Below are 22,184 nucleotides of genomic sequence, written 5' to 3'. Positions count from 1 at the left end.
CTCCCTCACCTTCATTCCATAATCTTGCAGAAGCACTGCTGACAAGCCAGCCGTCTTCCTCAGCTTGGGAATCCACCTCTCTAGCCAGTCTTACGACTTAGATGGACGAACCGCCTGCTTCGTCTTCTCCAGAGAGTGAATACTGGCTTCGTAATCTTGGGTTACCATCCCAACGTACAGCATATCCACCACATTAAGCTGGGCGATTCGAGAAGCCATGGCTCCTATCCGGTAATGCTGCTCCAGATTGCTGGTGAACAGCTGGATATCAGCTAGATCAGCAATCGGGCTGCTCCCGAATTGAGTTAGGGAGATGACGGCTGCCCCACTCTCCTTGGCTATGCGTATGCCATGCCATACATCAGGATTATGTCCGGTATAGGAGATGGCAAGGACAACATCCTGAGAGGTAAGGTTCGAAGCGATGATCGCCTGCATGTCCCGGTTATAACCTGCTTCGCACCATTTGTTAATCCGCATCACCTTAATCTTGAAGTCCTCTGCTACGACAGCAGAGGCACCAATGCCGAAGACACCTATCTTCCTTGCGCTGCTTAGCCGGGCAATCGCCTGATCGACCATCTCAGACGACAAGACCGATAGCGAATCTCGAATCGACTTCGTGTTGTTATGAGTGACGGATTCAATCAATTCCTCCGTCGTACTGCCGACGCGGAATAGCTGATACTCATCACTGCTGTCAGATGGCGAAGCCAGATCTGCTGCAATGCGCAGCTTCAGTTCCTTGAAGCCTTTACATCGAAGTGATTGTGACAGCCGGACAATCGTTGCCTGGCTTACTCCAGACAGCTCGGCGAGCGTCTGCACCGACATCTCCATCACATCTTGGGGATGGTCGAGAATGTAACGGGCCACACGCTGCTCCATATGAGACAGCGAGTCATAGGCGCCTTCCATACTGACTAGAATCCCTTTTAACATTCAATCACCCTCCTATTCATCGGAATGACATGCATGGACCTAACTCTTCATCCCGCTTAAGGCAATACCTGCTACGAAATACCGCTGAAACAGGGTAAATAAAAGGATCAACGGAGCAATGGCCATACAAGCAGCAGCCATCATAAGCGGATATTCCGTACTGAACTCGCCAACGAAGCTGGCCACAGCAAGAGAGAGCACCCTCATTCCGTCCGAGCTAGTGAAGATCAGCGGCCACATGAAGTCATTCCACGAGGCTAGAATGACAAAAATAGCCAGGGCAGTTAAGCCCGGTCTGGACAACGGCAAGTACATCTCCCAATAGATTCTAAAGTAGGAGCTTCCATCAATCTGAGCCGCTTCACCGAGCTCCTTAGGCAAGGAGAGAAAGAATTGACGCAGTAGAAATATTCCGAATGCGCTGGCAAGTCCTGGAACGATTAGCGCATAATACGTATCCAGCCAGCCTAGATGCTTCATGAGCACGAAGGTTGGAATAAGAATAATCTGCTGCGGAATCATCATCTTGGATAGAATCAAGATGAACAGCGATCGCTTGCCTGGAAAGGTCATCGTCGCGAAGGCAAATGCGGCCAAGGAGCAGAGGAGCAGCTGACCCCCTGTCTTGACTAGCGTAACGAAGAGCGTGTTCAAGTAATAGCGAATATAGTTCGTCTGCTCGAATACGTCTGCATAATTGCCCCACTGCCATTGCTCAGGCAGCAGCTTAGGCGGAGTCTGCATCGATTCCGCGAAGGTTTTCACAGAGGTGTCCAGCATCCAGAGGAAAGGGAATACCATGACCAGAGCACCTAGAAGGAAGAACAAGTGAAGGATGAGTCTGTGCAGCTTCATTCATAGCCTCCTCTGTTATTGATAATGAACCCACTTGTTCTGCAGCTTGAACTGAACGAGAGTTAAGAGAAGAATGGCGAGGAACAGCACGACCGCTTGTGCGGAAGCATATCCCATATGGAACATGGTGAATCCTTCTTCATACACCTGGAATACAACCGTTCTAGTAGACCCCAGCAGCACCGGATTGAGCTCTGATGCACTGCCTCCAGTCATGACGAATACAAGCTCGAACATCTGAAGCGCGTGGATGAGCGCAATCATAACGACAAAAAACAAGCTAGGGGTCAGTAACGGCAGCGTAATGCGAAAGAGCTGATATGACTTCGAAGCTCCATCCATATCTGCTGCCTCATAATAGGTCGGAGAGATTCCTTGAAGACCAGCGAGCAGAATAATGGCATAATAGCCGATTGTAGACCATACCGACACGATAATAATCGAGAGCATCGCATAGGAAGGATCGCTAAGCCAACCGGGCTCCGGCAGGCCAAGCCATCCTAATACTTGATTGACTGGGCCATATTCGGAGTGCAGCAGCCACTTCCATATCATTCCTATTGCTGTTGTCATCGTAACGACCGGGATGAAATACATCGTTCGGTAGACAGCAAGCCCCTGAATCTTACGATTGAGAGCAATGGCCAGCATGGCAGCAAGCGTGATCGAGATGGGGATAGCTAGACTTGCAAAGTACAGCGTATTACGGATGGATTGAATGAATTCCTTATCCTCTGCAAGCTCGCGATAATTGTCCAGCCCAATAAACTTAGGTGCAGTAAGGCCATTCCATTCTGTAAAGGCAAAATATACAGAAGTTAAGGCAGGCACAAGATGAAAAGCAGCCAAGATGAACAGTGCAGGGGCGATGAATACATATGCCCACAGTCGCTCTGAAGTACGCTTGCGCAGTTCCGGCTTCCAAGATCGTCTTCCCATATTCGTTATCACCTGCTGAGAGGGAGGACATGAGCCTGCTCATGCCCTCTCCTTATTCTTGTAGCTTCTTACTAGATGTTATTCCTTGCTCAGAATCTGATTCATCTGCTCAGCAGCTTGATCTAGAGCTTCACCTACAGGCTTGCTGCCTAGCAGCGCTTCCGTTACGGCCTCCTTCAGAACCTTAGCCCACTCTGCTGTGTTGATCGATACCGGATAAGGTGCAGTATGGTCCAGAGATGTAATGAACGGGCTCATGTCCAGCGATGGGATTGACTCGGCCCATACCTTGACATAATCCGTATAAGCCGGGAAGTTGACTGCGTTCTTAGCCAGAAGCTCTTGCCCTTCCTTGCCAGTTAACAAGCGAAGCAGTTCCCATGCTTCCTGCTGATGCTTGGAAGCCTTATTAATAACCCAGCTTGAGCCGTGTACGTAGAAGCCTTGCTGCTTGCCTTGAGGCAGTGCGGCTACGCCTAGCTTATCGCCTAGCAGCTTGGTTAGATTAGATGCATCGAATGACCCTCCGGGATACATCGCTGCACCGCCAGAGCCGAATAGCTGCAAGGGATCCGTCTCCAGCTGCTGCTGTGCGGAAGGGGATATCCCTTCATCCATCAGGTCCTTCATGAACTGAATCGCTTGCTTAGTCTCAGGGAGTGCTAACCCCGAGCTCTTCTTGTCAGCTGAGATGATCTGTCCTCCTGCCTGATAGACAAGCGGGTAATAGCCGACTTGATCGGAGTTAACGGCGACATATCCGAATACCTTCTTCTCCTTGTTCGTAAGCTTAGCTGCATTCTCCTTCAGCGTATCCCAGTTCCATGTTGCGTCAGGATAAGGAATGTTAGCTTGATCGAACAACTCTTTGTTATAGAACAATCCGATAGAGCCTAGGAAGAACGGGATACCATAGGATTGCTTATCAATCTGATACAGCTCGTTAATCCCTTGCGGGTACACGGATAAGTCCAGCTTGTCCTTGCCAATGTTCTCTTCCAGGTTCGTAAGCAGACCGAGTGAAGCGAACTTGTTGAAGTTAGGACCGTTCATCATGAAGAGATCTGGCCCACTGCCTCCTACCAGGCTTGTCTGCACTTTGGTGAAGTAGTCCTTGTTAGGGGTTATAGTCACTTGAACATCCACATGGCTGTGATCCTTTTTGTAGATCTCAATGACTTGGTCTAGCGTTTGCTTCAGCTTATCGTCCCACACCGCGATGTTCAGCGTAATGTTCTCTTTTGGCTTATTAGCTTCTTCCGAAGCACCCTGCTTCGCATTACCATTCGTAGCTGCTGGGGGATTGTTTGCTTCTTTATTACCGGCGGAGCAAGCTGCTGTTAATAGACTTAGGATTAGAATGGACACCAGAACGAACATGACTTTTCTCACAATGTATTCCTCCAATAGTGATATTGAATGCACGAGAGCTTCCAGTTGTCCGGTCAGCTTGAGAGTGGGGAGTTAAGTAACAATATTTCTTGGAAAATATGATTAAAAGAAATAATGTTTCACTTTTAACCACACAACCACTCGATAACTTTCATTTTATTCACTCTTTTCCTACCTGTCAAGTATGAATTAAATTAATTATATATACCCCTGCGAGATAGCTCGCAGGGGTAAGGTGAAATCTTAGCTCTAAGCCTTGCTTATATATGCCCCGACAGGCCAAGGCGGTTCGGGAATGAGGCACGCGCCTTGCTGCGCCTAGCCGTTATTCCAGCTGAGGTCTGCACCTGTCCGAGCTGCTCAGTCAGCTCCATGAACCACGGTTCATCATCCGTTGCCAGAGCCAGATTAATGAGCTCGCGAAGTGACTGCTCATCCAGCTGCGCATCCGGCAGCTTCTTCAGCCACTGATCTCGTACCGCAATCAGCTTGCCGACGCTGTCCTCGTTATCCGAGCGCACCACATGAATGGTAGCAATTCGCTGCAGCGCATCAACCGATTCAATGTAACCATGAACCAATTCCCCATTCAGTGTTCTCGCCTGTACCCAATCGCTAATGTCTAATGCCATTCTCCTACACCACCTATCCATAGTCTAATTCAATTGATTCACTTAACTCGTCTAATTAACTGTAACTTCTATTGTTACTGTAATTATATTATATACAGTTAACACTGTCAATACACGGAATTCTGAACACACAACACTCGTCACCCAGCACACAATATTCAACAGCGTCCACCCAACACGCCAACAATAAAAAAAACCACTGTAACTAGGATTACCCTAGCACAGTGGTCCTAAAACAACACTAAATCAAGCTCATACTATCCCGTCGTCCCGGCTGCTTGCGCTTCTCGATTAGTCGATTCAGAGCATCAATATAACCTCTTGCGCTTGCTTCCAGAATGTCGGTGCTCAGGCCGCGGCCTTGCGCGGAGATGCCGTCCTGCTTCAGCACCACATGCACCTCGCCGAGTGCATCCTTGCCCTGGGAGACGGACTTGATGGAATAATCCTCAAGCTCCACGCTCTCTCCAGTCACCTTGTCAATTGCATTATACAGAGCATCAACGGATCCGTTCCCTACCGCTACTTCCTCCAGGATGGCCCCTTCGGCTGAACGCAGTCGAACGGAAGCGCTTGGCACGGACTTATTCCCGTAGTTCACCTGAATGGTCTCCAGAGTGAACACTTCAGGCGTATCGATGAGCTTCTCTTCCAGCATCGCACGGATATCTTCATCCATGACATGCTTCTTCTTGTCAGCGAGATCCTTGAACTTAGCGAAGGCAATGTTAACCGCCTCATCCTCCAGCTCATAGCCCAGATCAATCAGCTTCTCGCGGAACGCGTGACGACCGGAGTGCTTGCCCAGCACCAGCTTCGATTCCTTCAGGCCAATCGTATCCGGAGAGATGATCTCGTAGGTCGTCTTCTCCTTCAGCATGCCGTCTTGGTGAATGCCAGACTCATGAGCGAAGGCATTGGCACCGACGATCGCCTTGTTACCAGGCACGACCATACCCGTCAGCTTGCTGACAAGACGGCTCGTCTTCGCAATCTCCTTCAGGTTCAGCGTCGTCTGCGCGCCGAATAGATCCGGACGAGTCGCAAGCGTCAGCGCAATCTCTTCGATCGCTGTATTACCAGCGCGCTCGCCGATTCCATTAATCGTGCCTTCCACTTGATCTGCACCGTTCAGGATCGCCGACAGCGCATTAGCGGTCGCCATCCCCAGATCATCATGACAATGTGCGCTTAGTTGAATCGTCTCAATATTAGGAACATTCTCCTTAAGCGTCTTGAAAATATTACCGAATTCATGAGGGGTCATATACCCCACCGTATCCGGAATGTTCACGACCGTAGCGCCAGCGCGAATCGCCATATCAGTCACCTGACAGAGGAAATCCAGCTCCGTGCGGCCTGCGTCCTCCGGCGAGAATTCAATCTTGGAGAAGTACTTCTTCGCATAGCGAATCGCGCGTTCAGCCGCCTCCAATACCTGCTCCTTCTCCATCCGCAGCTTATGCTTGCGATGAATGGGGCTCGTAGCCAGGAACAAGTGAATGCATGGATCCTGAGCGCCCTTCAGCGCTTCGCGAACCGCATCGATATCCTGCTCCCTGGACCTTGCTAGACCAATGATAGTCGCATTCTTCACGGCACGTGCAACAGCATCAACCGCTGCCAAGTCACCTGGGGAGGCTGCAGGGAAGCCAGCTTCAATTCGGTCTACGCCAAGCTTCTCCAGCTGAAGGCCGATCTCAACCTTCTCCTTCGTGTTCAGGTTGACGCCGGGAGATTGCTCTCCGTCCCGCAGCGTAGTATCAAAAATATAAATTTTGCGCATGACTGTTAACCTCCACGAACAGAATATCCCGGCGCACACGGACAATCGTCAACCACTGGACTCCATAGAGTGCTAGGGTAGGAATCGCCGTGTATACCGGGATCTTATCGTTCTACTATACGCTGATTATAAGTTCTATATACTTGGCTCTAAGAGATTACTTCTTGATCCAGTGCATCAATTCGCGCAGCTGCTTGCCTGTCTGCTCGATTGGGTGTGCAGCCTCGTTACGGCGAGTTGCTGTCAGCATCGCACGGTTCGATTGGTTCTCAAGGATGAAGTCACGAGCGAAGCGGCCGGATTGGATATCCTCAAGCACACGCTTCATCTCCTTCTTCGTCTCTTCGGTTACGATACGAGGACCCGTTACATAATCGCCGTATTCTGCTGTGTTGGAGATGGAATCACGCATAGTCGCAAGTCCGCCTTCATACATCAGGTCAACGATCAGCTTCAGCTCGTGCAAGCACTCGAAGTAAGCCATCTCTGGAGCATAGCCTGCTTCAACAAGAGTCTCGAAGCCTGCCTTAACTAGTGCGGAAGCACCGCCGCATAGTACAGCTTGCTCACCGAACAGATCCGTCTCGGTCTCTTCCTTGAAGGAAGTCTCGATGACGCCTGCACGGGTACAGCCGATACCCTTCGCATAAGCAAGGCCGATTGCCTTCGCATTGCCAGTAGCATCCTGCTCGATTGCGATTAGACCAGGAACGCCGAAGCCTTCTTGGTACGTACGGCGAACCATGTGACCTGGGGACTTAGGAGCAACCAGGAAAACGTCCGTATCCTTGCTAGGTACGATCTGTCCGTAGTGAATGTTGAAGCCGTGTGAGAACATCAGAGCTGCGCCCTTCTTCAGGTTAGGAGCAATCTCTTCCGCATAGACGCTTGCTTGCGTCTCATCCGGCAACAGGATTTGAACGACGTCTGCTACTTTTGTAGCTTCAGCAACGGTCAATACCTCGAAGCCGTCTTTTTTGGCTACGTCTGCAGATTTACCAGCGCGAAGACCGATGACTACTTTCAGACCGCTGTCGCGAAGGTTTTGCGCTTGCGCGTGACCTTGGCTGCCGTAACCGATTACTGCGATTGTTTTTCCTTGAAGAATACCGAAGTCTGCGTCTTTTTCATAGTACATAGTAACTGCCATGATAGTATTGCCTCCTTTGAATTTAACCCTATTGAGCGGGTGTTTAAGCTGAGATGTCGCTCTAGATGATAGTGCGGTTCTCCACTTAAACTCCCGCTCAATGCGGGGGTAGCTTATGATAGGAACTTAATGATTATTATTGTATTGTACAATTTACTTTACAGCATTACCGCGTACTAGCGCTGTTACTCCAGTGCGGGAAAGCTCACGAATGCCATAAGGCTTCAGCAGCTCAACCATCGCATCGATCTTCTCTGAATCGCCAACCACTTGGACCATCAGTGAGCTTGTCCCAATATCGACTACAGCTGCACGGAAGGTCTCAACGACGCCGAGAATCTCCGGCCGAGCCGCTGGCTCTGCGCTGACCTTGATCAGCGCGAGCTCGCGGGCTACCATCGGATTGGAGCTCAGATCGATAACCTTGATGACATCAATCAGCTTATATAGCTGCTTCGTAATCTGTTCAAGGGTATGATCGTCACCGCTTGTTACGATAACCATACGAGACAGGCCAGGCTCCTCGCAGGTTCCAACCGTGATGCTCTCAATGTTGAAGCCGCGGCGTCCGAACAGTCCTGATACACGTTGCAGAACGCCCGGCTGATCATTCACAAGTACCGCTAGAGTGTATTTTCTCATTCTGCATCCCCCATGACCATCTCATCAATTGTGCTGCCTGCTATGACCATTGGGTATACATTCTCGCCCTTGCGAACAACGAATTCAACGACTGCAGGACCAGGGTGAGCGAGTGCCGCTTCCCATGCTGCTCTTGCTTCTTCCTTGTTCGTCGCGCGGAAGCCCTTCACGCCATAGGCATCTGCAAGCTTGACGAAGTCTGGACTGCCGGCTAGATCGATATGGCTGTACCGATTATCGTAGATAATCTCCTGCCATTGACGAACCATGCCCAGCACCTGATTGTTAATAATGGCAACCTTGACTGGAATGTTGTTAATCGCGCAGATCGCTAATTCCTGAGCGCACATCTGCATGCCGCCGTCGCCGTTGATGGATACGACCGTACGATCCGGGTTCGCCATCTGAGCGCCGATCGCTGACGGGAAGCCGAAGCCCATCGTGCCAAGTCCGCCTGAAGTCACCCATGAGCGAGGCTTGTTGAACTTGTAGTACTGGGCAGCCCACATCTGGTGCTGACCTACATCAGTCGTTACGATTGCATCACCGTTCGTCGTCTCATGAAGCAGCTCTACTACCCATTGCGGCTTCAGCTCCACCTCGGAGTCGTTGTACCGGAGAGGCTGCTCGATCTTCCAAGTCTGCAGCTGGGCGCGCCATTCATCCGCACCATCAGCCCGAACCGCCAGCTCGTTCGCAATCTCAAGAACACTCTTCACGTCACCGACAATAGGAATCTCCGTTGGAACGTTCTTGCCGATCTCAGCTGGATCAATATCAATATGGACAATCTTCGCAAATGGCGCGAAGCCGTCCAGCTTCATCGTTACCCGGTCATCGAAGCGTGCTCCGATGTTAATAATCAGGTCAGCATTCTGAAGCGCTTTGTTCGAAGTGTAGGTACCATGCATGCCTGGCATTCCGAGCCACAGGTCGTTCCCGCTCGGGAAGGCGCCTAGTCCTAGAAGCGTCGTTGTGACAGGAATATCGGTCTTCGTTACGAACTTATAGAGCTCCTCATGTCCGCCGGAGTATACGACGCCTCCGCCTGCTAGAATGAGCGGACGGCTGGATTCTGCAATGGCCTTGATCATCTTCTCCACTTGCGATTTCTTCGGATTAACGGTAGGGTTATAGCCTCGAATGCTCACTTCCGTCACAGGCTTGAACATTGCTGTCTTCGCGGATACATCCTTCGGAATGTCAATCAAGACCGGACCCTTGCGCCCTGTATTCGCAATGTGGAAGGCCTCATGAATAATGCGCGGCAGATCCTCAACATTCCGAACGAGGTAGCTATGCTTCGTGATCGGCATCGTTATACCAGTAATGTCCGCTTCCTGGAAGGCATCTGTGCCGATGAAGCTTGTCGCTACGTTGCCTGTAATGACTACCATCGGCACCGAATCCATATACGCAGTTGCAATGCCCGTTACGAGGTTGGTTGCCCCTGGACCTGACGTAGCGATACATACCCCAACCTTGCCGCTTGCGCGAGCATAACCGTCTGCTGCATGAATCGCACCTTGCTCATGGCGGGTAAGCACGTGGTTGAAGTCCGAGTATCCGTGCATCGCATCATAGATATATAACACAGCACCGCCTGGATAGCCGAAGACGCAATCGACGCCCTCAAGCACCAAGCTGCGGAGCAGAATCTCAGAACCTGTAATGATTTCTGGCTTCTTCGCTTTTTCTATGATTTCTTCTTTTGACCTTAGTGTTGCACTTTGCGTGACCATAAGTCATCCTCCTCTCACAAGCTGAACAACCCTCTACCCCTCTTCATTCAACAAAAAAAACCTTCCATCCCTGACGCTAGATCTAGCATCGAGGGACGAAAGGTTTAGCTTCCGTGGTACCACCCAAATTCGTTATGCATCTCTCGGTGCATAACCTCCATAGGTAAGAACGTGTGCACATAACGTCGTTCTTAACCTGTGGCACTGTAACGCTTGCCCTGCGATTCCCCCTAATGCGCAACCTGTGTTGCTTTTCAAGGGAACAGCTCCGAGGTGAGCTCGTAGAAAAGGGATTCTGGCGACGGTTGCAGCTAATCCGCACGCTCTCTGAACAGTAATTGCCCTTAACACTTCGTCCTCATCATTGCCGATAACGTATTGTTAATACTTTCACTTATTATATGCCCTTGCCAGACATCCGTCAAGAACCATTCCAGCAATCTGCTACTGTAAATCTTACTTCCCTTGGCGCAAATGTAGAACCATCCACATAAAATAGATTAGCCGACAGGAGACATATCTATTCAGCCAGTTAGAAAGGAATGAACCTCACGATGATCAGATCGCGCAATCCGCGGACGGATGATGATGAGATTATGCGATTAATTAAGAGAGAACTCATCCCGCTATCCCACACCATTCATAATGGAGATGCACAGACGATCCGTGAGCTTCCTAAGCGGCTTCGCAGAGGGGTAACTTATGTAGCAGCTGGCAGCAAGAGCAGCACTCCCTATGGGTTCATCCACTTCGAGATTATAGGCTCCATCCTCATGTTCGATATGCTTGTCGTTCATCCCGATCATCGTAACCGCCAATGGGGTAGGAAGCTGATAGCGCACAGCGAAGCTTACGCTCAGTCTCAACAATGCAGCTTAGCCAGATTGTTCGTCGATCAGATCAACAGCAAGGCAATGCGTCTATATGCTCGCCTAGGTTATCAGACCGTTCGCTACTATCCTGAGCTGCGCTGCTATGAGATGCATAAGCCGTTAACCCCGCTGCACACCAACTAGCTTCTAGTAATACCCGCCGTAGTAGCCGCCGTTATTATAATTCTGACAGCCGTAGTTAGGCTCACAGCAGCCTCCGCCATAGCCCGGGCCATAGCCGCCTCCGTAGCCGTAGCCACCTCCTGCGAACAAGCCAATGGCCAGCAGATCGAATAGAACAAGAGGTATAATCGCCTTCGTCTGAACAAGCTTGCCTTTGTCTTTTTTCAACGGCACAACTGCCAGCTTATTCTGACTGATGCGGACGAGCTTACCTGTTACGACGGAGCCGTCTTTGCGAACTGCATAGATGGATTTGCCGAGGAGCTTCCGAACTTCCTCTGTAGTAACCTTGCGCATGCACAATCCCTCCTTTCCCGTTGTCCTACAGTGTATTCACAGGGAGGGGTTGCGGCTTGTATGTTTGTCCGCTTTCATAGAGTCTCGTTGAAATAAAAAGAACGGAGCAGACGATCTGCTCCGTTCTCTATTATAACGGTAATAGAATGCTATTACGCGTTGATTTTTTCTTTGGCAACGCCGGCAAGGGAGTTGAATGCGCTCAGGTCATTCACTGCCATGTCAGCAAGCATCTTGCGGTTCACTTCAACGCCCGCAAGCTTCAGGCCATGCATGAACTTGTTGTAAGACAAGCCGTTCAGACGAGCTGCTGCGTTAATACGAACGATCCACAGTCTGCGGAAGTCGCGCTTGCGCTTGCGACGGTCACGGTATGCATAGAGAAGTGATTTGAACACTTGCTCTTTTGCAGTTTTGAACAATCTATGCTTTGAACCGAAGTAACCTCTTGCTAGTTTTAGAATTCTTTTACGACGACGAGTACGGACAAATCCGCCTTTGACTCTAGCCATTTGTTGAAACCTCCATTAGGTTGAATTTTATGATGAACTGACGACTATTTCAGGTTGTTAAGGCCTTGTTGCAGACGCTTCACGTCGCCGGAAGCCATAAGCGGCTGGCCAGCAAGCACGCGCTTCTGACGACCGGATTTGCCGGACAGCAGGTGGTTTCTGAACGCTTTGTAGCGTTTAACCTTACCTGTACCTGTAATCTTGAAGCGGTCTTTAAGACTGCTGTGTGTTTTCATCTTAGGCATGTGGATGATCCTCCTTAAAATTATAATGATGTTGTACTAAGTAGTGGACTTCGGAGCCAGTATCATAATCATGCTGCGTCCTTCAAGCTTCGGAGCGCGCTCGACTGTACAGATATCGGCAACTTCCTTCTGGAGACGATCCAGAATTCTCTGTCCGATTGCAGCATGAGTAATCTCACGGCCGCGGAATCGAACGGAAGCCTTCACCTTGTCACCTTCGCCGAGGAACTTCACTACGTTGCGGAACTTCACTTGGTAGTCATTCTCCTCGATGTTGGCGCGGAACCACACTTCCTTCAGATCAACAATCTTCTGATTCTTGCGTGCTTCCTTCTCCTTCTTCTGCTGCTCGTAACGGAACTTGCCGTAATCCATGATTCGGCATACCGGCGGCTTAGCCGTCGGAGCGACGTTCACAAGATCCAAGCTAAGATCGATTGCCATCTGCATAGCTTCGCGAATAGGCTTGATTCCAATCTGCTCACCTTCTGCACCTACAAGACGAACTTCTCTAGCCCTGATCTCGTCGTTAATCTGATGATCTCTGCTAATAACCTGCCACCTCCAAAGTTTATATCCTGCATAATAAAAAATGCGGGCTCCATCGGAACCCGCATTCCATAAACGTTCATTAGTGTGTGGCGTATCAATTCCGTGTGGAGTTGAAACCGCAGTTCTAATTAACGCGTACCAGTCGGCCATTGCCAAAAGGTGAGAAGCGGGTGCTTCTGCTTGTGCGTAAATCAATTATTCGAAAAATGCTACCGAGATAATATATCACAACACAATTGCAGGTGTCAACCCATGCTGCTCATTCTATCCGGATAGGAATGAATTATACTTGCTTGCTCTGCACTTCCTCCAGACGAATTACGCGGCTATGCTCGGTATGGCTCCAGGTCTTGTTGTTCTGCGTGAAGAAGGCATACAGCGTAATCGGCCACCAGGATATCATGAAGATCGGCAGGGTGAGCAGATAAGCGTACATCTTCCAAGACCTTACCCCTTCGAGCGCAAGCGCAAGCGGGAATTGAAGGACCGACAGCGTGACATAACCAGCCACTAGCCACCAAGGCAGATAGCTGTATACGGAATCGAACAGATGCACCGAAGGCATAATCGTATCAATCCAGAATGCCAGCGTCAGCACGAAGCTGAGCAATGTATTATAGACGGATATGGAATAGATCGCGGAGTCGAACTTCACGAAGTTGCGCTCCTTGACACTGGCCCAGATTAGCGGGAAGAAGTAGTTGCGAGCCACGTTGAAGTGACCTTGCATCCAGCGCAGCCGCTGTCTAGCTGATGCCTTGAAGCTGACTGGCTTCTCATCGAACACCTTGGCATCATAGTTCAAGATCGGATAGACGTTGCGCTGCACGCAGCGCATCGAGAATTCAAGATCCTCGACAAGGCTTGTAGCCCCCCACCCCATGTCCTTCAGCAACGCGGAGTCGAAGCACATCCCCGTGCCTCCAAGGAAGTTGCTCATCTTCAGATTCGTACGGGACAGCTGCCATAGACGGTTGCAGTACCAGTAGGTTGCGCCGTAGGCTGCTGTAATCCAAGAGTCATCCGGGTTCTTCGTATCGAGGTAGCCCTGAATGACTTGATGGCCTGCGCACAGGTCATCGTTCATGAGACGCAGGAAGTCGGTATTGACCAGGTTGTCCGCATCGAACATAACGATGGCATCGAATTGGCGCGGCATGCCCCACAGCTCCTTGAGCATCCACTCAATCGCATACCCCTTGCCGCGCAAGCGGGCATTGTTACGAACGCTGGCATGAACGCCCATGCTTCTTGCGATATCAGCCGTACCATCCGTGCAGTTGTCACAGATGACGAAGATTTCATACAGTTCCTTAGGGTAGTCCATGTTCTTTAAGTTCTCGATTAATGCCCCAACCACTTTCTCTTCGTTATGGGCTGCGACAAGGACGGCGAATGTTTTCTCCGGTTTTTGCTGCTTACGGCTCTTGTTCTTGGCCAGTCCGAATAACGATAGACCGAACTGGTAGACCCCAATTAGCGCCAGAATAATTTGCAGTGTAATAAATACAATTCCTAGCATATTCAGTTTTGCCCCCTTAAGACCCCTTTTTAATGTGCCTGCTTCAGTGACTCTTGCATGTGTATGCATCTGACAGGCTTTTTATCATATACTCTTCTCTGTAATAGACGACGCTTTTCTGTAAGCGCCCTGCGACCATAATGATTTTCCACTGATTGCTAAGCTTTGTCAAAAGCGGTATGAGGCTCTCTGCGGCCTAATCTCGCCTGTAAAGCTCTTGCCTCTTGTAAGACAGTCAACTCTCCAGCTTTTGCACACGCTAACCCTTATTTTCATCCAAATGCGGGTTTTTTAGTTCTAAAGAAAGAAAAAAACAACCACCGCACTTACATACGTCAAATTCAGCGAAAATGTTTCTAAAAAAATTCTCAGAAATTGTCTCCGCTAATCGGACGAATCGGATGTGACTGCCCCAGGCTTGCTTCATGGCAGCGCGCCAGCAAGTCATCGAAGATGGCATCCCAAGACTGTCTGGCGCTATGAGCTCTGCCTCGAACAGACAACTGGCCCCTGAGGTCTTCATTGCGATAGAGCAGCTCCAGCCCGTCAGCGAAGGAGCTCGCCGAGCCTGGAACACAGCGCAGTCCAGTAACGCCATGAGTGACCGAATCCGTCACTCCTCCTGAATCTGCGCATAATACAGGCGTACCGCAGGCCATCGCTTCAAGCACGACATTGCCGAAGGTCTCCGTTGGCGAAGGGAATAGGAAGACGTCAGCAGCAGCATACCACTGCTGCAGCGCCTCCGTGCCTGTGAACCCGAGGAACCGGGCTGGAATGCCTTCCTTCGCACAGCGCTCCTTCAAGGTATCCGCCGACGGTCCATCACCTGCGAGCACAAGAATGGAATCGGGACATATGTTGCGCTGGAATGAGGCGTAAGCCTCTAAGGCAACGTCCACATTCTTCTCCGGCGCCAATCTTCCGACATATAGTACGATGAATGGATTCTCTTCGATCCCATGCTCTGCAAGCAGCTTGCTGCGATCCACCTGAGGGTGGAAGACCTGGGGATCAATTCCCCGGCTCCATACGGCAAGCCGTCTGGCATCCCAGCCTCGCTGGATCAGATCCTGATAGGTCGACTTGGATGGTACGAAGATTGACCGGCAATCCTGATGGAACCAATCCATATATCTCCATAACATCTTAACCATCCATTGCAGATTGTAAAACGGCAAATAGCGGTCAAAATGAGTGTGGTAAGAAGCAACGAGAGGAAGCTCATACTTGCGGGCATAATGAATGCCGCACAGCCCAAGATTGAACGGAGTTGCTACATGGACCAGGGTCGGCTTGAACGCATGAAGCGCACGCCGAATATGAATCGGATTAGGAAGTGCCAATCGGCATTCCGGATACAGGAAGAACGGCAGACTGACGAACCGCTCGACGGTTGCTGACCCTCCGGGCGCAGAGTCTCGCGCAGCAGAGTCAGGCGCGAATACCATGCATTCAATGCCTCTACGCTTAAGATAGTCCGTCCAGCGTCCTAATGTTCGGGCGACTCCGTTCACATCCGGCCCATACGTGTCGGTAAATAGCGCCAATCTCATCGCTGTCCCCTCCGTCTTCCGGCAGCTCGGCGGCAGAATCTCATACACCTCACGCTGCTCCCGCGCTCCGGATAGGATTATGGCTTATAGTCTATTGTATGTATGTTAGGTGTAAATCAACTACATATAAATAGATCGCAAAGCGAAACTTCTCACTGCTGTCCTCAGGAAGCATGAAAAGATTCGCTGTGAAATATAGGCGTAGTATAAGGTTCAGGCTTATACTTCCCTATATTTTTCATATAAGCTTAGCAATCCCTTTACATATGCCGAACAATCGAATGATACACTAGCAGAGCATAACACGCTGGTCAGGCATCTTACGTAAATGGGGGATGACGATGGATCGAATGATTGGTTGGCTAAGAACGAGAGACAACGAGGTATTGTTCTGGGCGAATCGGAGACCAGTTCATAGGAGAACTCACAAGTGGCTTGGGAGATGGCTCAGTACCATTACCCATATGGGCGGTGCCACCTTCACGCTGGCAACTGCCTTGTTAGCTGCTCTGCTGGCGCCAGCGCCTTGGCATACGACGGGCTGGCAATGTGTTGCGGCTGTAGCTATATCTCATATACCTGTGGCGATTGTCAAGCGCAAGTTCAAGCGGCTGCGTCCTTATCAAGCGTTCCCTGAGGTGAATACCTGCCTCCGGCCGCTCCAGGACTCTTCCTTCCCGTCTGGCCACACGACAGCAATCTTCGCCTGGCTAACCCCCATCTTGCTCACGGATGGGCTCTGGTACGCAGTGGTTGTTCCTGCCGCGGTTATAGCGGGGGTATCTGTCGGTTGGTCCAGAATGTACCTTGGATTGCATTATCCTTCCGATGTTGCGGCAGGAGCCGTTCTCGGCTCGCTAACCGCGCTTATCGTGAACTACTCTTGGCTGTCCTCGTCGATCTGAAGGGCAGATTCCGCTTCTTCCTTAGCAGCCGCTTCCTTCTTGCTGGCTCGATGATCAGCAAGCGCAGCTGCGCCGATGACCGCCTCCAGCCGATAGATGTTCTGGCCCTTCTCCATGAACTTCGTCTCATATTCGGTGAACACGAGATCCTCACGCGGACCGTCCTTATGCAGATGCAGCGAGATATTGCGCATGACGAGCTCCATCTCTGCGAAGCTGTTCAGGGAGAACTCGAACAAGGACTGTGAATCCGTCTTGAAGTGAATTTCTCCACGCTCGTTCAGCAGCTCCATATACTTCGCGAGGAATCGCGGATGGGTGAGCCTGCGGCGGGCGTGTTTGCTTTTGGGCCAAGGGTCACTGAAGTTGAGGTGAATACGGGTAAGCTCGCCCGGGGCGAACATCGTCTCAATTCCTTCAATATTAGCGCGCAAGAGCGCTAGGTTCTGCGGCTCCTCGAACCCTCTCTCCTGCCAGGCCAGCCTGGCCTTCTCGCTGGCGCGGCGAATGAGCTCGTCGTACATATCGACGCCGATGAAGTTAATCTCGGGATTGCGGGCGCTCATCTCGCTGATGAAGCGGCCCTTCCCCATTCCCAGCTCTACGTAGATGGGGCGGTCATTGCCGAAGAACTCATGCCAGCGCCCCTTATGCTCAGAAGCATCCAGCACCACAAGCTCCGGCTGTGCCTCCAGACTCTCTCTAATTCCCTTACGACCTCTTAGACGCATAATCATAATCCTCCAATGATGAGCGAGACTTGTCTTCGTCTCTGCTGTAAGCTAGTCCTTATTGTGCCCAAGATCCATGGCGTTGTAAAGAGGCTGTACTAGCGCAAACGACTTATGCCAGTCCTCAGGCGGACTAAGCTCGTCTCGCGCTGATTATATAGCCATAGGATAAGGCTCTGCCTTGAACTTTCTTATATTTAACATAAAAGCCGCTGGAGAACTTCTCCAGCGGCGTGTGACCGGTATTAACTTATCTCAGCTAAGCATCTGGTATTCAATCGTATCCTTGCGGCCGTTGTCCTTCTCATACGTCTCAACCAGAGCCGAGTTCAGCTTCTTCCTTGCTGACACTTCAAGCGAATGGTTCCCGTGGAACCGAATTCCTGCCAATGCCATAACTTCCTTAACCGTAAGCTCAACGTTTAATTTGTCATCCCCATGCGGGATTTTAACCGTGCTGTTCATCTGCAATCACCTCATCGATTTTTTTTACAGTTTTCCCAGTTAATCGACGTACTATGACGTTAAGGTGCAAATAAGGTATGTTAGGTTTTTTTATTGATTTGTCGCACTTTTAATTTAACACATCATGTTAGGTATTGCAAGCCTAAAACGCTTACACAAAAAAATAATTTTCCAGCGTTGAATGCCCGGTACTACGCAAAGTTAGTACTATTCTCCTTATGCCATAGCTCTATAATGGGAAGTATAAGCAACACGCATAGAAAGAGGCGAACTGCATGAGCAGAAAGTGGCTGGAACAAGAAGGGCCGTCGTGGCAGAAGCAAGGCATCATTACAGATCAACAGCTTCATAAGCTGCTCAGTCTCTATCCCGAGCATAAGCGGGCTGTCGGACTTGTTCCGATTCTAGGGAGCATTCTCGTGGCACTTGGCATTCTGAGCTTCATCGCTGCGAATTGGCAAGGCATCGCTGAAGGCTGGAGGCTAGTTATTATCGCAGTCTTCCTCACCCTCTTCTACACCGGAGGAGCTGCCCTGTACGACCGGGGGTCCCACCGTCTAGGTATCGCCCTCCTCTCCCTAGGCCTCATGACCTTCGGAGCCGGCAGCATACTAATCACCCAGATGTTCCACCTGGCTGCCTACAGCCAGCTGAGCTTCACCTTATGGGGCGGATTCGGACTGCTGCTAACTTATCTGTACAGAAGCCGTTACCTGTTCCTCATCAGCCTGGTGCTATTCACCGTATCCCAGTGGTACAGCTCGGTGGAATTGAATGATTACAACTATATCAGCCTAGCGGCCGTTATTGGCGGCTTCGGTTATTACTGGCTGCGCTATAAGGACTCCTTGCTAGCCTGGCTGTTGGCTGCTGGGCTGCTCATTCAGCTCATCCTGTTCACCGCGGTGCAAGGCATCGCCTTCGCCTGGATATTCATTCCCATATGGGCACTCTATTCCATCATGGACTGGATGAAGGAGAGGCGAAGCATCTATCCCTTCCAGGCGGTTCCACTGGTCGCTGCCTTCCTGTTCAATCTGTTCATCGCAGCATTCTGGGAAGCAACAGGCAGTTCTCTGTTCGGCGAGATTGCCGCTCCACCTCTGTACTACCTGCTTGCTCTGCTCCTTCTGTTCGTCTTCTCCACAGTTGGCAAGAGAAGGCAAGGCAGAACCGCCTCTTCCTTGGACTGGATTCTCGCACTCCCCTTCCTCTATCTCCAGGCGGGAATCGATGTGCTGTATCTGCTGACGCTGTTCATCTTCTCTCTCTACCTGCTGTGGCGGGGCTATGCGGAGGAATGGCGGCTTAAGATTAATCTCGGCACCCTGCTGTTCTTGACGAGCACAATGACCGCCTACAGCAAGCTGACCTGGGGCTTCATGGATAAGTCTATCTTCTTCCTAATCGGAGGAGCGCTGCTGCTCATCCTCAGCTGGCTGCTGAACCGCCGCAAGCAGCAAGTGCTGTCAGGGACAGATTACAAGGAGGAGGATTCCAATCATGACCCAATCGAACCTCGCTAATCGCAGACGGAAGCTGCTGCTCGGACTGCTCGCAGCGGCGCAGCTGCTGTTCCTTGGAGGCTATGCTCTCACGCATTATGCCGTTCATTGGTACGGCAAGGAGATTGTCCTCGACACCGTGCCGGTCGACCCTCGAGATCTCCTCTATGGAGACTATGTAATCCTCAGCTATGAGATCAATACGCTTGACCATTCCTTATGGGACTCGAAGGGGGATCTCCCCGAGCGAGGAGATATCATCTATGTAACCATTCGGAAGGATGCTGCAGGAGTCTATAAGGCATCAGCAGCATCCGGCCATTATCCGAAGCAGAGCGACTCCCACGCCTCCGTGCTGAAGGGACGTGTGGAATACAGCGATGACGACAGCCTTCATATCCGATACGGATTAGAGAAGTATTATGTACCGGAATATACTGGCAAGATATTGGAGCAGGAAGCCGGTAATCTGCGGGTGAAGGCTAAGGTTGGATACCGGGGAACGGCAGTGATTGAAGAGCTGGCCGCTAAGCCTTCGTAATGGCTGAGCCGACTGAGTGTGTATGAGACGTAACCTTGCTGCAGCGGGTCCCTAAGTAGATCGGAGTGTCATTGGACAGTGAATTGTCAATGGCGCTTCGTTCTTTTTTTCGCTAGAATAGAGAAGCAACAGTAGTGGCAGCCTCAGGGGCTGTGCACGGACTACGGCATAGGCAGCATCACACAATAGCTATAGCCGGATGAAGGAGAATGACATGACAGTATTGCAGCAGCCGTCCCATGAGCAGCCGATGCTCTGGGCGGATAAGAGATTTCATACATGGAACTACGAGATGAGGCAGCAATTCGGCGGTAAAGTGTTCAAGGTCATGCTGGATGCCGGATTCACTTGCCCCAACCGCGACGGAAGCATTGCGAAGGGCGGCTGCACATTCTGCAGCGCCAGAGGATCCGGCGACTTCGCCGGCAGCCGGCGGGATGACCTCGTCACCCAGTTCAACAACATTCGTGACCGCCAGCATCAGAAGTGGCCGGAAGCTTCCTATATCGGCTACTTCCAAGCCTATACCAATACGTATGCTCCCGTAGAAGAGCTTCGCGAGTACTATGAAGTCATTCTGCAGCAGCCAGGGGTTGTAGGCTTGTCTATCGCTACCCGCCCGGACTGTCTGCCTGATGATGTCGTGGATTACTTGGCAGAGCTGAATGAGCGCACGTATCTATGGGTGGAGATGGGCTTGCAGACGGTTCACGAATCTACCTCGGAGCTCATTAATCGCGCCCATGATACCGCCTGCTACGTGGATGCGGTGGAGCGGCTTAGAGCTCGAGGCATTCGCGTATGTGCGCACATCATCTACGGGCTCCCCCAGGAGACGCATGAGATGATGCTGGATACCGGCCGTGCCGTAGCCCAGTTGGATGTGCAGGGCATCAAGATCCATCTGCTGCACCTAATGCGCAAGACACCGATGGTCAAGCAGTACGAAGCCGGCCTCCTTCGCTTCCTCGAGCAGGATGAGTATATCGGGCTCATAGCCGATACGCTGGAATTCCTCCCGCCGGAGATGATTGTGCACCGGCTCACGGGAGATGCTCCGCGCGATCTGCTCATCGGGCCGATGTGGAGCCTGAAGAAGTGGGAAGTGCTGAACGCCATCGACGCAGAGCTCGCCCGCCGCAATACATGGCAGGGCAAGCTGTGGGAGAAGCGCTAGGATGGGCTTCCTCTCTGTCTTAAGCATGGCGCATCGCTGGATTGCAGAGCGGACGCAGCCGGGCGATGTTGTTATTGACGCTACAGCCGGCAACGGGGTCGATACGCTGGCGCTCGCTCAGCTGGTCGGTCCCCGCGGGACGGTCTACGCCTTCGATGTGCAGCAGCAAGCTCTCGAAGCGACGGAAGCTAGATTATCAGCGCTATCCGCCGAGGACAAGCTTCCGAGCCTCAGATTGCTGCTGCACAGCCATGAAGAGATGGACAAGCTGGTCGATGCCGATCATATCGGCCGGGCAGCTGCGATTATGTTCAACCTGGGCTACTTGCCTGGTGGAGATGCGTCGCTCATCACTCAGCCAAGCTCCACGCTGGCTGCGCTTGATGCGGCCTTAGCGATCCTGCGCCCAGGAGGCATCGTGACCTGTGTGCTGTACCCGGGTCACCCTGGCGGGAACGAGGAGGCGGCCGCGGTAGAGGGCTGGGCTTGCAGCCTGCCCCGAGTCGCTGGACAAGCAGTCGTCTATCGCCAGCTGCAGCGGCAGACCGCACCTTATCTAGTAGCGGTCGAGAAGAAGCGGCAGCCTGATTAATTAGGTAACACGAGCACTCATACTTAGGAGGATGATTCGAATGGCAGTGAAGAAGATTGAGCATCTTGGCATCATGGTGGAGAATCTGGATCGATCCATTAGCTTCTACACAGAGGTATTGGGTCTGGAGCATAAGCACACGATGCTGCACAGCAATGGCATTATCCGTCTTGGATTCCTAGCCTTCCCCGGTCATGAAGAGACGGAGATCGAGCTCATTGAAGGCTACAACAGCTCGCTTCCTGCAGAAGGCAAGGTTCATCATGCCGCCTTCACCGTAGATGACATTGAAGCCGAGTTCAAGCGCATCCTCTCTCTCGAGGTTCCGCTGAGAGACACCGAGATTACGACGCTGCCTAACGGCGCCCGCTACTTCTTCTTCTACGGTCCAGACGGCGAGCTGCTAGAGCTGTTCCAGCCAGGGAAGAATTAGAATAAGAGATACATAG

Annotated in this window: 24 protein-coding genes and 1 other annotated feature; of the genes, 7 read left to right on the top strand and 17 right to left on the bottom strand. The window is 51.3% G+C overall.

Features of this window, described 5'->3' with window-relative positions; genetic code table 11:
* Nucleotides 1-90 precede the first annotated feature (90 nt).
* From ACFO9Q_RS08805 to ilvB, 9 genes are all read right to left on the bottom strand, one after another.
* Complete coding sequence (locus tag ACFO9Q_RS08805) at nt 91-942, bottom strand: MurR/RpiR family transcriptional regulator (RefSeq protein WP_379180878.1); 852 nt, start codon at nt 940-942, stop codon at nt 91-93.
* 39 nt (nt 943-981) lie between these two features.
* Nucleotides 982-1,797, bottom strand: a complete 816-nt coding sequence (locus tag ACFO9Q_RS08800; protein WP_379180876.1) for a carbohydrate ABC transporter permease — start codon at nt 1,795-1,797, stop codon at nt 982-984.
* Between the two features lie 15 nt (nt 1,798-1,812).
* A complete protein-coding gene (locus ACFO9Q_RS08795) occupies nt 1,813-2,736 on the bottom strand; it encodes a carbohydrate ABC transporter permease (RefSeq protein ID WP_379180874.1) in 924 nt (307 codons plus the stop codon).
* Nucleotides 2,737-2,814: 78 nt separating this feature from the next.
* Nucleotides 2,815-4,128 (bottom strand): ABC transporter substrate-binding protein, encoded by a 1,314-nt coding sequence (locus tag ACFO9Q_RS08790; protein ID WP_379180872.1) that lies wholly within the window; start codon nt 4,126-4,128, stop codon nt 2,815-2,817.
* 260 nt (nt 4,129-4,388) lie between these two features.
* The gene (locus ACFO9Q_RS08785) at nt 4,389-4,760 is read right to left on the bottom strand and encodes an IDEAL domain-containing protein (protein ID WP_379180870.1); all 372 of its coding nucleotides are present in this window, start codon (nt 4,758-4,760) and stop codon (nt 4,389-4,391) included.
* A gap of 241 nt (nt 4,761-5,001) precedes the next feature.
* A complete protein-coding gene (locus ACFO9Q_RS08780; RefSeq protein ID WP_379180868.1) occupies nt 5,002-6,546 on the bottom strand; it encodes a 2-isopropylmalate synthase in 1,545 nt (514 codons plus the stop codon).
* Nucleotides 6,547-6,703: 157 nt separating this feature from the next.
* Entirely contained in the window at nt 6,704-7,696 is a 993-nt protein-coding gene (gene ilvC / locus ACFO9Q_RS08775) for a ketol-acid reductoisomerase (protein WP_379180866.1), read from the bottom strand.
* Nucleotides 7,697-7,849: 153 nt separating this feature from the next.
* Nucleotides 7,850-8,338 (bottom strand): acetolactate synthase small subunit, encoded by a 489-nt coding sequence (gene ilvN, locus ACFO9Q_RS08770; protein ID WP_379180864.1) that lies wholly within the window; start codon nt 8,336-8,338, stop codon nt 7,850-7,852.
* The gene (gene ilvB / locus ACFO9Q_RS08765; protein WP_379180861.1) at nt 8,335-10,080 is read right to left on the bottom strand and encodes a biosynthetic-type acetolactate synthase large subunit; all 1,746 of its coding nucleotides are present in this window, start codon (nt 10,078-10,080) and stop codon (nt 8,335-8,337) included. Before ilvB ends, ilvN begins: the two co-directional genes overlap by 4 nt.
* Nucleotides 10,081-10,634: 554 nt before the next feature.
* Between ilvB and ACFO9Q_RS08760 the strand changes: the two genes are divergently transcribed.
* A complete protein-coding gene (locus tag ACFO9Q_RS08760) occupies nt 10,635-11,096 on the top strand; it encodes a GNAT family N-acetyltransferase (protein WP_379180859.1) in 462 nt (153 codons plus the stop codon).
* 3 nt (nt 11,097-11,099) lie between these two features.
* On the opposite strand, the gene ACFO9Q_RS08755 is transcribed toward ACFO9Q_RS08760, so the two are convergent.
* The 6 genes from ACFO9Q_RS08755 to ACFO9Q_RS08730 all read right to left on the bottom strand — a co-directional run bounded on the left by ACFO9Q_RS08755 (nt 11,100) and on the right by ACFO9Q_RS08730 (nt 15,819).
* Nucleotides 11,100-11,432 carry a hypothetical protein gene (locus tag ACFO9Q_RS08755; protein ID WP_379180857.1) on the bottom strand — a complete coding sequence of 111 codons (333 nt, stop codon included), beginning with the start codon at nt 11,430-11,432 and terminating at the stop codon, nt 11,100-11,102.
* A 152-nt stretch (nt 11,433-11,584) separates the two neighbouring features.
* Entirely contained in the window at nt 11,585-11,944 is a 360-nt protein-coding gene (rplT, locus tag ACFO9Q_RS08750; protein ID WP_379180855.1) for a 50S ribosomal protein L20, read from the bottom strand.
* 44 nt (nt 11,945-11,988) lie between these two features.
* Complete coding sequence (gene rpmI, locus ACFO9Q_RS08745) at nt 11,989-12,189, bottom strand: 50S ribosomal protein L35 (RefSeq protein WP_379180853.1); 201 nt, start codon at nt 12,187-12,189, stop codon at nt 11,989-11,991.
* 36 nt (nt 12,190-12,225) lie between these two features.
* Nucleotides 12,226-12,741, bottom strand: a complete 516-nt coding sequence (gene infC / locus ACFO9Q_RS08740) for a translation initiation factor IF-3 (RefSeq protein WP_379181287.1) — start codon at nt 12,739-12,741, stop codon at nt 12,226-12,228.
* A 28-nt stretch (nt 12,742-12,769) separates the two neighbouring features.
* Nucleotides 12,770-12,929, bottom strand: a sequence feature (ribosomal protein L20 leader region).
* Between the two features lie 95 nt (nt 12,930-13,024).
* A complete protein-coding gene (locus ACFO9Q_RS08735; protein ID WP_379180851.1) occupies nt 13,025-14,263 on the bottom strand; it encodes a glycosyltransferase family 2 protein in 1,239 nt (412 codons plus the stop codon).
* 368 nt (nt 14,264-14,631) lie between these two features.
* Nucleotides 14,632-15,819, bottom strand: coding sequence for a glycosyltransferase family 4 protein (locus ACFO9Q_RS08730; RefSeq protein WP_379181285.1), 1,188 nt, complete (start codon nt 15,817-15,819; stop codon nt 14,632-14,634).
* A gap of 341 nt (nt 15,820-16,160) precedes the next feature.
* Between ACFO9Q_RS08730 and ACFO9Q_RS08725 the strand changes: the two genes are divergently transcribed.
* The gene (locus ACFO9Q_RS08725; protein ID WP_379180849.1) at nt 16,161-16,724 is read left to right on the top strand and encodes a phosphatase PAP2 family protein; all 564 of its coding nucleotides are present in this window, start codon (nt 16,161-16,163) and stop codon (nt 16,722-16,724) included.
* Here ACFO9Q_RS08725 and trmB read toward each other — a convergent pair.
* A complete protein-coding gene (trmB, locus tag ACFO9Q_RS08720) occupies nt 16,697-17,455 on the bottom strand; it encodes a tRNA (guanosine(46)-N7)-methyltransferase TrmB (RefSeq protein ID WP_379180847.1) in 759 nt (252 codons plus the stop codon). The genes ACFO9Q_RS08725 and trmB overlap by 28 nt on opposite strands.
* 255 nt (nt 17,456-17,710) lie before the next feature.
* Nucleotides 17,711-17,920 carry a hypothetical protein gene (locus ACFO9Q_RS08715; protein WP_379180845.1) on the bottom strand — a complete coding sequence of 70 codons (210 nt, stop codon included), beginning with the start codon at nt 17,918-17,920 and terminating at the stop codon, nt 17,711-17,713.
* A 275-nt stretch (nt 17,921-18,195) separates the two neighbouring features.
* Here ACFO9Q_RS08715 and ACFO9Q_RS08710 point away from each other — a divergent pair, with 275 nt between their 5' ends.
* From ACFO9Q_RS08710 to ACFO9Q_RS08690, 5 genes are all read left to right on the top strand, one after another.
* A complete protein-coding gene (locus tag ACFO9Q_RS08710; RefSeq protein WP_379180843.1) occupies nt 18,196-19,446 on the top strand; it encodes a DUF2157 domain-containing protein in 1,251 nt (416 codons plus the stop codon).
* A complete protein-coding gene (locus ACFO9Q_RS08705; RefSeq protein ID WP_379180841.1) occupies nt 19,424-19,966 on the top strand; it encodes a GDYXXLXY domain-containing protein in 543 nt (180 codons plus the stop codon). Before ACFO9Q_RS08710 ends, ACFO9Q_RS08705 begins: the two co-directional genes overlap by 23 nt.
* 214 nt (nt 19,967-20,180) lie before the next feature.
* A complete protein-coding gene (locus tag ACFO9Q_RS08700) occupies nt 20,181-21,143 on the top strand; it encodes a TIGR01212 family radical SAM protein (protein ID WP_379180839.1) in 963 nt (320 codons plus the stop codon).
* A gap of 1 nt (nt 21,144) precedes the next feature.
* A complete protein-coding gene (locus tag ACFO9Q_RS08695; protein WP_379180837.1) occupies nt 21,145-21,735 on the top strand; it encodes a class I SAM-dependent methyltransferase in 591 nt (196 codons plus the stop codon).
* Between the two features lie 40 nt (nt 21,736-21,775).
* Nucleotides 21,776-22,168, top strand: coding sequence for a VOC family protein (locus ACFO9Q_RS08690; protein WP_379180835.1), 393 nt, complete (start codon nt 21,776-21,778; stop codon nt 22,166-22,168).
* The last annotated feature ends 16 nt before the right edge of the window (nt 22,169-22,184 follow it).

The sequence above is a fragment of the Paenibacillus sp. GCM10023252 genome (assembly GCF_042653305.1).
Taxonomy (GTDB): Bacteria; Bacillota; Bacilli; order Paenibacillales; family Paenibacillaceae; genus Pristimantibacillus.
This window is presented reverse-complemented; position numbering and strand designations above follow the sequence as displayed.